The sequence below is a fragment of the uncultured Dokdonia sp. genome (genome assembly GCF_947492815.1).
In the GTDB taxonomy this organism is placed as follows: domain Bacteria; phylum Bacteroidota; class Bacteroidia; order Flavobacteriales; family Flavobacteriaceae; genus Dokdonia.
Window position 1 is genome coordinate 96,183 of record NZ_CANLOB010000018.1, and the last position, 13,003, is coordinate 109,185.

The window sequence follows — 13,003 nt, forward strand, 5'->3', positions numbered from 1 at the left end:
TATGACAACACATAGCGAAACAAGACCAAAAGGATGGAATGAAATAAAAACAAATGACTCTTGGGCAATATTTAAGATTGTAGGAGAATTTGTAAATGGATTTGAAAAAATGAGTCAAATAGGACCTTGTGTATCTATTTTTGGAAGTGCTCGTACCAAACCTGAAGATCCTTATTATGAATTAGCAGTAGACGTATCTAGAAAAATTGCAGAAAATGGCTACGGAGTAATTACTGGTGGCGGACCTGGTATTATGGAAGCTGGAAATAAAGGAGCCCATCTAGCCGGAGGAACTTCTGTTGGTCTTAATATAGAACTTCCATTTGAACAACATGACAATCCCTATATAGATAGTGATAAAAGCTTAGACTTTGATTACTTCTTTGTACGTAAGGTCATGTTTGTAAAATACTCTCAAGGATTTGTTGTAATGCCAGGAGGTTTTGGGACACTCGATGAGCTTTTTGAAGCGATTACACTTATTCAAACACATAAAATCCAAAAATTCCCAATTATTTTAGTTGGTAAAGATTTTTGGGGTGGTCTATTAGATTGGGTAAAAACAATATTGTTAGACAAATTTGGAAATATTAGTGCAAAAGATATAGATCTTATTCATCTTGTAGACACACCAGACGAAGTCATTGAAGTATTAAATAACTTCTATGAGAAATATGAGTTAAGCCCTAATTTTTAATGTATAATTTTAATTAACTATTTTTTATGAAGTAGCAAAAACAGTTTGGCTTAAAACTTGTTAAATAGAAAATATGTTATGACAGATAGGTATCCTTTTGTAAATAGTTACTAGTATCATATCTAAAAAACATATCTTTAAGCAAAAACTTCTAACGCTACCCTATCAAATGATATCAGAAAAATAGAAAATGATATCGTATGTAACCCTTTGAAATTATAATTGATTGTTGGAAAATCTCTTTAAAGCTTTTTTATGTTGGTGCGTTTTATGCACAAGTGCAATAGCACAAAATACCATTGGCGTAAATGCACGTCTAGTGCCTGATAATGATACTATTGAAATTACACAGACAATCACTTATCAAAATAACTCTCAGGATACCTTAAAAACTATTTATCTTAATGATTGGGCTCATAGTTTTTCATCTAAAGAAACCCCATTAGCTGTAAGGTTTGCTCAGGATTTTGAAAAAAAATTCCATTTAGCAAAAGACGAAGAACGAGGTTTTACAGATATTAAATCTATCTACGATGGAAATACTTATTTGCAATACAAAAGACTCGATAAAGCGCAAGATATCATTGAAATACACCTAAAAAAAGAAGTACTTCCTAATACATCGTATAACCTTAAACTCGTCTATAAAGTTAAATTACCATACACACGTTTTACAAATTACGGTGTAACAAAAACTAAAGATTATAATCTACGATATTGGTACATTACTCCTGCAATATATGACGGAGAATGGCACTATTATAGTAATAAAAATCTCGTAGATAGATACTATCCAAATAGTGATATTCAAATTACATTTTCCTTTCCTAAGGAATATGAAATTATTACAGACTTTGAAACGCGTATAGAAAATACTTCCTATAATACCAAAGAAAAAATAGCGATCCTTAATGGGAAAGATCGAATCAATCCAAGAGTATACCTTACTAAAAATTCAGATTTTGAAAAAATTGAAACTGACTTTTTAACCTTACATTCTAATATAGAAGATCGTATGGTAGGTGATCCTATTCGTGCACTTATTGTAGATCGTATTGCTGGTTTTATGGAAAAAAACCTTGGCAAGTATCCTCATAAAAAATTACTTATCACTAAACTTGATTATAAAGAAAATCAAGTATATGGACTCAATCAATTACCAGACTTTATTCGCCCATTCCCTGAAGGTTTTAAATATGAAATTAAGCTCGTAAAAACAATCATAAACAAATATGTAGACAATACATTACTTGTAAACCCTAGAACAGATCGATGGATTATTGATGGAATTAAAGTAAACTTAATGCAGCGATACATTGACACCTTTTATCCTGATTTAAAAGTTGTTGGTAATCTAGATAAATACTGGTTAGTTAGACAGTTTTATCTCTCTAAATTAGAATTTAATGATCAGTACAATCTCCTATACATGAATATAGCGAGACTCAACTTAGATCAACCATTATCTAAACCTTATGATTCACTTATTAAGTATAATGTACAAATAGCAAACGCTTACAAAAGTGGTGCAGGACTTAGATATTTAGGTGATTTTTTAGAAGACGATATCGTTAATACTTCTATTAAAGAGTTTTATACTACCTATAACTTACAACAAGGTATAAGCTCAAAAGACTTCGAAAATCTTATTCGAAAAAACACTTCCAAAGATGTCGATTGGTTTTTTGATGAATATGTAACCACAAGGCGTAAACTTGATTTTAAAATTAAAAACTCTAAAAGAGAAGGAGACTCTCTATTAGTAACTATTAAAAATAAAAGAGACAACCCTGCTCCTATTTCAGTATATGGATTAAAAGATGGAGAAGTCGTTTCTAAAACGTGGGTTGAAAATATAGATAAAACAAAAACAGTAGCCCTTGCGGCAGATAGTATTGACAAAGTTATATTAAACTATGATGAAATCATCCCTGAATATAATCTCAGAGATAGCTACCATAACCCTAATGGGTTTTTAGGCCTTAATAAACCGATACAACTTAAGTTTCTTCAAGACTTTGAGAATCCCTCTAAAAATCAGGCATTTATTATTCCTACAGCAGAATTTAATATCTATGATGGATTAAGTCCTGGTTTAAAATTATATAACAATACCATTTTACGTAAAAACTTTAGATATAAATTTGAACCACAATTTGGACTACGATCTAAAGCTATCATAGGAAAAGCATCATTATCGTATACACACTTTTTAGAAGATAGTAAGCTCTTTAGTGTACGTTATGGAATTTCTGGAAATAGGTCTTCCTTTGGTCCTGATTTATTCTTTGAACGTTTTGTACCATTTCTTAATTTTAGTTTTAAACCAAGAGACTTCAGAGCAAATAAAGGCTCTAACTTATCAACCCGATTTGTGCGTGTACAACGAGATGAAGACTTTAGACAAGAATCACAAGATCCAGATTACTCTGTATTTAACTTACGCTTTTCTCACTTTGACAGGGCTATTATTAATACGGTAAGCTACAATGCAGATTTACAAATAGCCAAAGATTTTGCAAAGGTATCCTCCACCTTCTTTTACAGACATCTATATTTAAATAATCGCCAGCTTAATTTACGCTTTTATGCAGGCGCATTTTTAAGAAATAACACAAGAGACAGTGGAGACTTCTTTAGTTTTGCATTAGATAGACCTACAGATTACCTCTTTGACTTTAACTACTATGGTCGCTCGGAAGACAGTGGGATTTTTAGTCAGCAGTTTATATTTGCAGAAGGAGGATTTAAATCTAGATTGCAACCTGCTTTTGCCAATCAATTTATTACAACCATAAATGCTAGTACAACACTCTGGAAGTATATTTATGCATATGGTGATATAGGCCTTGTAAAAAATAGAGGGTTCGATCCTGAACCTGTATATGATACAGGTGTTCAAGTAAGTCTACTTGATGACTATTTTGAAATTTTCCTGCCAGTATATTCAAACTTAGGATGGGAAATTGCCCAACCTAACTATGACCAAAAAATACGCTTTATCGTCTCTTTAGACATCGATACCTTAGTACGTCTATTTCAACGTAGATGGTATTAACAATCAACGAGTTCTAATTTTTCTAAGTACGCTTTCGCGAAAGCGTATACAACCACCGTTATTTCATTGTCATTTTCTTAACAAAAACCCAATTATTTGTGTTTTTTTGAAATATTCTCACTCAAAAAGCGACTACAATGAATTATATTTAAAATGTTAACGCAAAACGCCCTTGCTTTTGAGGGTTGTTTTTTGTAATTTTGCACAACTTTTCACATACATCCTATGGCAACAACTAAGACTCAAAATACCAAGCTTTCCTTTGAAGATTTTAAAACATCTGTACTTTCAGATTATAAAATTGCGGTAACGAGTCGGGAGTGTAGCTTATTAGGAAGACGTGAAGTACTTACAGGAAAAGCAAAATTTGGAATCTTTGGTGATGGTAAAGAATTACCACAACTTGCCTGGGCTCGTGCTTTTAAAAATGGAGATTTCAGATCAGGATATTATAGAGATCAAACCTTTATGATGGCTATAGATCATCTATCTATAGAACAATTTTTTGCAGGTTTATATGCACATACGGATATAGATTTTGATCCTATGAGTGCTGGAAAGCAAATGGGAGGTCACTTCGCTACGCATAGTCTAGATAAAGATGGTAATTGGAATAACTTACTTGAACAGAAAAACTCAAGTGCAGATATTTCTCCTACCGCAGGACAAATGCCTCGTTTATTGGGACTAGCACAAGCATCAAAAATATATCGCCAAGTAACAAGTACAGAAAAAGAAAACTTTTCTGATAACGGAAATGAAGTTGCTTGGGGAACTATTGGGAATGCAAGTACAAGTGAAGGTCTTTTCTTTGAAACTATTAATGCAGCAGGGGTATTACAAGTACCCATGGTCATTAATGTTTGGGATGATGAGTACGGAATCTCAGTGCACGCTAAACATCAAACTACAAAAGAAAATATTTCTGAAATACTAAGTGGTTTTCAACGTAATGAAGAAGAAGCTGGATATGAAATCATACGCGTAAATGGTTGGGATTACCCAGCGCTTATAGAAGCCTATGAGCGTGCAGGAAAAATTGCACGTGAAGAACATGTTCCAGTACTTGTACACGTACTAGAGTTAACACAACCACAAGGACACTCTACTTCAGGATCACATGAACGTTATAAAAATGAAGAGCGCCTTACATGGGAAAGAGCGCATGATTGTAACTTAAAGTTTAAAGAGTGGATTATCAGTCAAGGACTGGCGACACAAGAAGAGCTTGACACCATAGATAAAGGAATTAAAAAAGAAGTTCGTGATGGTAAAAAAGCTGCTTGGAAAGCATTTTCATACCCTACACAAACAGAGCAACAAAAAGTACTTACGATCCTTGAAGATGTAATACAAACTTCATCTAATGGAAGTTTTATTCAACCTTTACATACAGAACTTGCTGAAAACAAAGAACCGCTTAAAAGTGATCTTTTACGCACAGCTCGTAAGGCATTACATTACGTAATAGGTGAATCATCAGCTCCAAAAAGCCTACTACAAGATTGGATTTCGTCTTATATAGAAAAAACACAACCTGATTATAGTGCACATTTATATAGCGAAACAGCTAGTAACGCTACTAAAATTTCAGAAGTAGCACCTATCTATACAGATGAGAGTACGATGGTAGATGGACGTGTAATCTTACGCGAGAACTTTGACAATATCTTCAATACTCAACCTAATACGCTTGTTTTTGGAGAAGATGCGGGAACTATAGGTGATGTAAATCAAGGACTAGAAGGATTACAAGAAAAATACGGAGAGTTACGCGTATCTGATACAGGAATACGTGAAGCTACGATCATAGGACAAGGAATAGGAATGGCGATGAGAGGCTTACGCCCTATTGCTGAGATACAGTATTTAGATTATTTACTGTACGCTATTCAAATCATGAGTGATGATTTGGCAACCCTACGTTACCGTACACATGGACGTCAAAAAGCACCACTTATTGTTCGTACGAGAGGCCACAGGCTAGAAGGTATCTGGCACAGTGGATCACAAATGGCTGCGGCTATTCATTTATTAAGAGGAATGTATATTCTTACACCTCGTAATATGACCAAAGCTGCTGGTTTTTACAATACACTCTTAGAAAGTGATGAACCTGCATTAATCGTAGAATGCCTTAATGGGTACCGTCTTAAAGAACAGATGCCAGATAACTTAAGTGAGATACGCACCCCTATCGGTGTTGTCGAAACCGTAAAAGAAGGCTCTGATATTACGTTACTCTCGTATGGAAGTACTTTACGTATTGTACAAGATGTTGCTAAGCAATTACTAACCGTAGGCATTAACGCCGAAGTAATTGATGCACAATCTTTACTGCCATTTGATATCAATCACGATGTGGTTAAAAGTATACAAAAAACCAACCGTATCTTAGTTATTGATGAAGATATGCCTGGAGGCGCTAGCGCGTATTTATTACAACACATACTTGACGATCAAAACGCATATCAATATCTAGATAGCAAACCACAAACACTGACTGCAAAAGCTCATAGACCAGCCTATGGTACTGATGGAGATTATTTCTCTAAACCATCTGCTGAAGATATTTTTGAAAAAGTATATGAAATGATGCACGAGGTAGATCCTGAGACATATCCTGCATTGAGGTAATTTAGAGTTCAGTATTAAATGTTTACTTTCTTATTGATAGGCAAGAAAGTAAAACTATATATTTCATAATTAAGACATCAATACTTGTCTACGTTGTCTTACTGTAAATTCACATTGATATTTAAGTATAAACCCTAAATAAGTAGTTCCTTTAAGATTCATTACCCAATAAATAGATACATCTCCTAAGTAATTAGAATGTATGTTCTTAATTTCTGGATATGAGAATTTAACTTGAACATCATTATTTCTAGTAGATATTTTTTCCTTTTTAGATGTATATATTGTTGATCGAACAGTACTAGAGGAAGTCCCTCTATCATCGACTACTTTTTCTATGATTTGGTAATATAGATATTGATTTACTAAGCTAAATTTCTTTGTTTTTTTAATCGTACACAAAAATGCATCTTCATCTCTTAGTGTTTCCATAGTCACTTCTCCTAACGCATTTCCAACGAGTAACTTAATACTAATGATAACAGCTATAATAAGAAATACACCAAAAACCATATACGGCGCATTAAACTCTGGTATCAAAAATGCATATATTCCACCTGTTAGAAGTGATGCTATAAAAGACATCAAAAAATTAGTTTTAAAGTCAAGCGAAGTCGTTGTCTCTTCAATTTGATAGGTACTTAAACTATCATCTACATGAAAATAAGTAGACACCTTAAGAGAATCATCTGAAGTTACAAATGACTTTACTTTTGAAAAAAAACTTCTATCAATCTTATCTATATCATCATCTTCTATATGTATTTTAGCTTCACACTTATATGTAAAATTAACGTTCTTTCCTTTATAAGTGCCGATATCTAAATCATGCATTTCAAATGAAAATGGAAACTTATACGTTTCTGCAGTTTGTAATCTTTTTTTATCTGAGATCGTAAAAGATACAACATGGTGTTTTTGACTGGCCATTCTGCCTCTAACCTCCAAATAGACAAATCCTTCTATAAGTTCTACATCTACAATTTCAGAGCAAGAAATTGACACATAACCACGGACTCTATAGTTATTGTCACTTTCTTCTATAATAATATCTCTTTCTAATGCTACTTTACTCATTGATATTGTTCATATAAATAGTTTAAAATACCTCGATAGCTATCTCCAAATTTCTTGATTAAAAGTTGCAAGTCATTATTTACAAATACATCATCTATATGTATGCTATTGTTAGATGCAAGTCGTAGTCGTTTATCTATAATACTTCGTAATACAGCTACTGTGATCCCTTTAAAGGGAATTGAATAATACTTCTTATTAATTAATACACAAGTATACTTTCGACTCCAATGTGTTGTGTATATAACAACTCGCTTTGCTTTGAAAAGCTGTAATCTTTCAAAAACAGATAAGTGATGAATACTATCTACAAATACAACATCTGCATCATGCTCTAGTATATTAGAGAGATTCGCAGTTGTTTTTGTTAGCAAAAAAATAGGATAAGAATTGAGTTGCTTTTGGAGGTATCGTAAATGCGTTGTTTTCCCTCTCCCCTGTTTTCCAATAAATTCTATCGCTAATGAATCAGTGCATTCTATTTGATTTGATATAGCATCTATATCAAATACAGGAACAATAATTTGTTCCAAATCTTCTTCTAAAACTCCAGCAAAAGGATTGAATTCAAATTTTTCTTTCATTATATAAATCAGATCACTTCTCTTCCCTATAACATATCTACTAAACGCTTTCGCGAAAACATACCCAGAAACATTAGAAATAAATTGACAACAAACTGCTGACTAACAGCTAAAGACTATGCGTTAACAGCTCACGCCTGAAAGCTAGAAATCACTCAGGATACTCGATACGAAGATGATAGATATTATTTAGCTTTTTCTTAAGCACCTTCTTCACCTGTTGAATCTCCTTAAAAGTAATATCAGCATTTAAGTACTGGCCGTCATCCATTTGTTTTTTGACAATCTTTTCTACAAAAGAGTCAATAAGTATAGACGTAGGGTTTTTTAAACTCTTACTTGCGGCCTCTACACTATCTGACATCATTAAGATCGCTGTCTCTTTACTAAAAGGCAAAGGTCCTGGATATTGAAAATCTGCAATAGATGCATCTTCATTGGTTTGTTTTTCCTTCATATAGAAGTAATGTACTGTACTAGTACCGTGATGCGTACGTATAAAATCAATCAAACGATCTGGAAGCTTATTCTTACGCGCGATTTCTATACCATCTATGACATGATCAATAATGATACGCGCGCTTTCCTTAGGAGAAAGATCATCATGTACATTTACCCCCGTTGCCTGATTTTCAGTAAAATCAGTAGGATTATTCATCTTTCCAATATCGTGATACAAAGCCCCTACTCTAACAAGCATGGCATTGGCCCCAATCTCATTGGCCGCTGCCTCACACAGATTAGCTACATTTAAACTATGATGAAAGGTTCCTGGTGCTTTGTCTGCAAGTTGTTTTAATAATTTTGAATTCGTATCCGAAAGTTCTAATAAAGACACATCACTGACTAACCCAAAGATTTTTTCATAAATGTAAATCAGTGGTTGTACAAATAATGTAGCTAACCCTGCAAGAACAAAAAGTCCTAAGTTTTCCCACTCTAGGTTTTCAACACCACCTTGATGAATACTATTAAACGCAAAATAGGCAATGATATATATCAAAGTAATCTGCCCAACAGAAATAAAGAGATTAGCCCTTTTGTAAAGTTCTTGTGTACTTAAAATCGTAACAATCCCTGCTATTACTTGTAAAAAGAAATACTCAAAACTATCGGGTACAATAAACCCTAGTAACAAAATTGTAATTACATGCGTAAACAATCCTAAACGAGCATCAAAGAAGGCCTTAAGAATCAATGGGAGTATACACAAAGGCACTGCATATACATAAGCAGAATTATACTTCACAACAGCTGTAGTTAGCAATACCATTAAGAGTACATTAAACAATATAAATGTAATCTGCGTATTATTCTCATATACTTTAGGACGATAATTTCTAATAAATAATAAGAGCATAACCAATGCTAAAACTACTAGAAGAATATATCCTGCAACAATCCAATTATAGCGAGAGTCACTAAAATTTTGCGTCTCATATTTCGCTTTAAGCGAAAGCATTTTTTGTAACGCCTCCCCTTCTACAAGTTCTCCCCTAGCAATGATTCGGCTTCCCTTAGTCACCACGCCTCGTGTAGGGGATAACTGTGATAACTCTTCCGTAATTGCATTTTCTGTTAGCGTTGCATTATAAACCGCATTGGGTAAAATACTATCATAAAATAACTGCAAAAAGAGGTTTTTATATTCGGCATAGCTACTTTCATTTAGTTTCCGTTCCAAAAAGGAAGGCACTTCACTAGCTTCATAAATTTGACCTAGATTTACTTGCGTGACTTCACTCCCAATTTTTAAATAAGCAAGCCTACTTGACGTGAATGCAGGTTTCTCTTTTACGATACCCGCTTTATAAATATCTGTAAGTAAGGTACGTCCAAACTTCTTGAGACGGTATTTGGTTTCATTGGTGATTAAAGAATCTTTAAACACATTAGAAAATGAAGTGTCATATCCTGTTATAACATCATTTACTACAGTAGTATTATAATCAAAATACAAAAATGCCTGTGAGCGTATTTCTTCACGCTCTTTAACTAATGCTTCTTCACTTTTTAAAATGGCAAAATCTTCATCGGCGTATAAGTTTTCACTTGCCCACGGAAATCCTTTTTGAAAATCGTATTGAAATTTCCCACTCTTTGGAAAGAAATATACAATCAATACCGAACTTACAGCTATTAATAATAGCTTATAAAGTAGATCTTGATTTTTATAAAATGTTTTTACAACAGACGCCATAGTTTTTTCTAACAGAGCTAAAGTACTCTAATTCCCCCTAACCCCCAAAATGAAAGCCAAGCCCTCTAACGCTCAAAAAGAAGAAAGTTCGTAAATGTGTTAAATCGTTTCTGTACTAAAGAAACAAAACTCCTATCTGGCACAACCATAACTGCATGCTATCTATATATGCTTTCAAGTAGAGAAATGACGAAGAAGTTTATACTGAGCCCGTAGAAGTATGAAAGCATATAAATAACACCTAATCTATTGTAAGGTCATTCAAAAAATAATTACCAACACTATAGAAATTATGTTAGTAAATCAAGCATATAATCATAAACAGATATGGTAAATTTTAGTACTTTCGCGTAGTGATTTTTTCATATCATAAACACAACCTAGTATGAGTAAAAACGTAGTTATTGTTGCTGCTGCACGTACCCCAATAGGAAGCTTTTTAGGAAGCCTTTCTTCTGTATCTGCCAGCAAATTAGGAACTGTTGCTATTAAAGGAGCAATGGATAAAATAAATTTAGACCCAGCTTCTGTAAATGAAGTATTAATGGGTAATGTAGTACAAGCTGGTGTAGGACAAGCTCCTGCAAGACAAGCTGCGATTGGTGCTGGTATTCCAGATACTGTACCATGTACAACTGTAAATAAAGTATGTGCTTCAGGAATGAAAGCTGTTATGCTAGGCGCACAGTCTATTATGCTAGGTGATAACGATATCGTAGTTGCTGGTGGAATGGAAAATATGAGCCGTATCCCACATTACGTAAACCTACGTAATGGTCATAAGTTTGGTCCACAAACAATGATAGATGGCATGCAAAAAGATGGCCTTGTAGATGCCTATGATGGAAATGCAATGGGTGTTTGTGCAGACCAATGTGCGACCGAATATGAATTTTCAAGAGAAGATCAGGATGCATTTGCCATCCAATCATATGAGCGTAGTGCTGCTGCTTGGGAAGCTGGAAAGTTTGATGATGAAGTAGTCCCTGTTGCGGTACCACAACGTCGTGGAGATGATGTTATTGTAAGCAAGGATGAAGAGTACTCAAACGTACGTATGGATAAAATTCCAAAATTACGTCCTGCATTTACAAAAGAAGGAACCGTAACAGCTGCCAATGCTTCTACTATTAATGATGGTGCAGGTGCTGTGGTGTTAATGAGTGAAGATAAAGCAAAGGAATTAGGTCTTACGCCTCTTTGTGTCATTAAAGGATTTGCAGATGCTGCACACGAACCAGAATGGTTTACAACAGCCCCTTCAAAAGCATTACCAAAAGCACTTGCTAAAGCTGGTGTTACACAAGACGAAGTTGATTTCTTCGAATTTAACGAAGCTTTTTCTGTGGTAGGTCTTGCCAATATGAAAATATTAGGACTTACGGATAAGAATGTAAATGTAAATGGTGGTGCTGTATCACTAGGGCATCCGTTAGGGTGTAGCGGTGTACGTATACTAATTACGTTACTCAATGTATTAAAACAAAACAATGGAAAGCTAGGAGCTGCTGTTATATGTAATGGTGGTGGTGGTGCTTCTGCCATCGTAATAGAAAATCTATAGTACGACCTCCCTTCCTATATGAAATACGGCATTTGTCATTTAAGTAGCATCCCTATGCGATTAGAACCTTCTGATCGTAGTGAGATGGTGAATCAGCTTCTATATGGAGAGGTCTTCAAGGTACCTGAAAAAAGGAAATCATGGAGTCGTATTCGTTTGGCACATGACAATTATGTAGGATGGATTGATAATAAACAGTATCAAGAGATCAGTGAAGAGGAATACGCTTTCGCAAAAGCACAAACCCCTTCACTTGTCTCTGATCCTGTACAATTTATATCAGATACACACGGGCAATTACAAACCATTCTCTTAGGTACTTCTGTACACACGCTTTCTATATTGAATAGCACCTATGATGGTCCTAGCACCGCAGGCAAAAAAGACAAAAGCCTTCTTATAGAAACAGCCTTACAGTATTTAAATACACCCTATTTATGGGGTGGTCGCACGCCTTTTGGTATTGACTGTTCTGGTTTTACACAAATGGTTTATAGACTAAATGGGCATCGCCTGTTACGAGATGCCTCTGAACAGGCAACACAAGGAGAGGCTCTAAGTTTTATAGAAGAAAGCGAGCCTGGAGATCTTGCCTTTTTTGATAATGATGAAGGTACCATTGTACATGTAGGTTTGATCATGGAAGACAATTATATCATCCACGCTCATGGTGAAGTACGTATAGATCGTTTGGATCATTCAGGCATTTATAATGTACACCAAAAGAAACATACGCATAAATTGCGTGTCATTAAGAAGGTAGTATGATCTCTTTTCATCACACTGATTTATGTACTAAACTCGAGTTTATTTCAGAACTCCACACACAATAATTCCGCTAAACTTTAAGAATCGCTAGTGATGAGATTCTTTCCCTTTGTTCTATTCTCTATATTCTTTTTTTAAAATTCCGCTTTCGCGAAAAGGGATCAAGGTTAAATACCATATGTTGAATCCTAAAATTGAATACTTTATATCTCGTTTGTCCAACATCCTTTTATTGTTTCCTATATCTTGATGTATAAAACCTTTCGACAACCTCCTTTTTGTAGTTATGTGTCTTAGGGTTAAAAACTATTGCTAACCTACTGTGTAGGCTTCCCTAAAAATGTAGGCTTCCCTAAAAATAGGACAGTTTAAAATTCGAATTTACTAACTTTAAATTCAAACTGTCACAATGAAAAGC

Annotated in this window: 8 protein-coding genes; 5 read left to right on the top strand and 3 right to left on the bottom strand. The window is 34.3% G+C overall.

Annotated features, from left to right (window positions below; translation table 11 throughout):
• Nucleotide 1 precedes the first annotated feature (1 nt).
• From Q1A01_RS15750 to Q1A01_RS15760, 3 genes are all read left to right on the top strand, one after another.
• Nucleotides 2–697 (top strand): TIGR00730 family Rossman fold protein, encoded by a 696-nt coding sequence (locus Q1A01_RS15750; RefSeq protein WP_299682927.1) that lies wholly within the window; start codon nt 2–4, stop codon nt 695–697.
• Between the two features lie 229 nt (nt 698–926).
• Nucleotides 927–3,755 (top strand): metalloprotease, encoded by a 2,829-nt coding sequence (locus tag Q1A01_RS15755; protein ID WP_299682929.1) that lies wholly within the window; start codon nt 927–929, stop codon nt 3,753–3,755.
• Between the two features lie 225 nt (nt 3,756–3,980).
• Entirely contained in the window at nt 3,981–6,392 is a 2,412-nt protein-coding gene (locus Q1A01_RS15760; protein WP_299682931.1) for an alpha-ketoacid dehydrogenase subunit alpha/beta, read from the top strand.
• Between the two features lie 69 nt (nt 6,393–6,461).
• On the opposite strand, the gene Q1A01_RS15765 is transcribed toward Q1A01_RS15760, so the two are convergent.
• The 3 genes from Q1A01_RS15765 to Q1A01_RS15775 form a co-directional block, all read right to left on the bottom strand.
• Nucleotides 6,462–7,469: a hypothetical protein gene (locus tag Q1A01_RS15765; RefSeq protein ID WP_299682933.1), complete on the bottom strand. Its 1,008-nt coding sequence runs from the start codon at nt 7,467–7,469 to the stop codon at nt 6,462–6,464.
• The gene (locus tag Q1A01_RS15770; protein ID WP_299682935.1) at nt 7,466–8,053 is read right to left on the bottom strand and encodes a hypothetical protein; all 588 of its coding nucleotides are present in this window, start codon (nt 8,051–8,053) and stop codon (nt 7,466–7,468) included. Before Q1A01_RS15770 ends, Q1A01_RS15765 begins: the two co-directional genes overlap by 4 nt.
• Before the next feature lie 151 nt (nt 8,054–8,204).
• Nucleotides 8,205–10,253 (bottom strand): HDIG domain-containing metalloprotein, encoded by a 2,049-nt coding sequence (locus Q1A01_RS15775; RefSeq protein ID WP_299682937.1) that lies wholly within the window; start codon nt 10,251–10,253, stop codon nt 8,205–8,207.
• A 385-nt stretch (nt 10,254–10,638) separates the two neighbouring features.
• On the opposite strand from Q1A01_RS15775, the gene Q1A01_RS15780 reads away from it, so the two are divergent.
• On the top strand, nt 10,639–11,817 hold the full coding sequence (locus Q1A01_RS15780; protein WP_299682939.1) for an acetyl-CoA C-acyltransferase: 1,179 nt from the start codon (nt 10,639–10,641) through the stop codon (nt 11,815–11,817).
• Nucleotides 11,818–11,835: 18 nt separating this feature from the next.
• Nucleotides 11,836–12,585 (top strand): C40 family peptidase, encoded by a 750-nt coding sequence (locus tag Q1A01_RS15785; protein ID WP_299682941.1) that lies wholly within the window; start codon nt 11,836–11,838, stop codon nt 12,583–12,585.
• The last annotated feature ends 418 nt before the right edge of the window (nt 12,586–13,003 follow it).

Excerpts from the sequence above, each read along its gene's own strand:
- Q1A01_RS15750 (WP_299682927.1), top strand. The coding sequence starts at position 2 with ATGACAACACATAGCGAAACAAGACCAAAAGGATGGAATGAAATAAAA.
- Q1A01_RS15760 (WP_299682931.1), top strand. The coding sequence starts at position 3,981 with ATGGCAACAACTAAGACTCAAAATACCAAGCTTTCCTTTGAAGATTTT.
- Q1A01_RS15765 (WP_299682933.1), bottom strand. The coding sequence starts at position 7,469 with ATGAGTAAAGTAGCATTAGAAAGAGATATTATTATAGAAGAAAGTGAC.
- Q1A01_RS15770 (WP_299682935.1), bottom strand. The coding sequence starts at position 8,053 with ATGAAAGAAAAATTTGAATTCAATCCTTTTGCTGGAGTTTTAGAAGAA.
- Q1A01_RS15775 (WP_299682937.1), bottom strand. The coding sequence starts at position 10,253 with ATGGCGTCTGTTGTAAAAACATTTTATAAAAATCAAGATCTACTTTAT.
- Q1A01_RS15780 (WP_299682939.1), top strand. The coding sequence starts at position 10,639 with ATGAGTAAAAACGTAGTTATTGTTGCTGCTGCACGTACCCCAATAGGA.
- Q1A01_RS15785 (WP_299682941.1), top strand. The coding sequence starts at position 11,836 with ATGAAATACGGCATTTGTCATTTAAGTAGCATCCCTATGCGATTAGAA.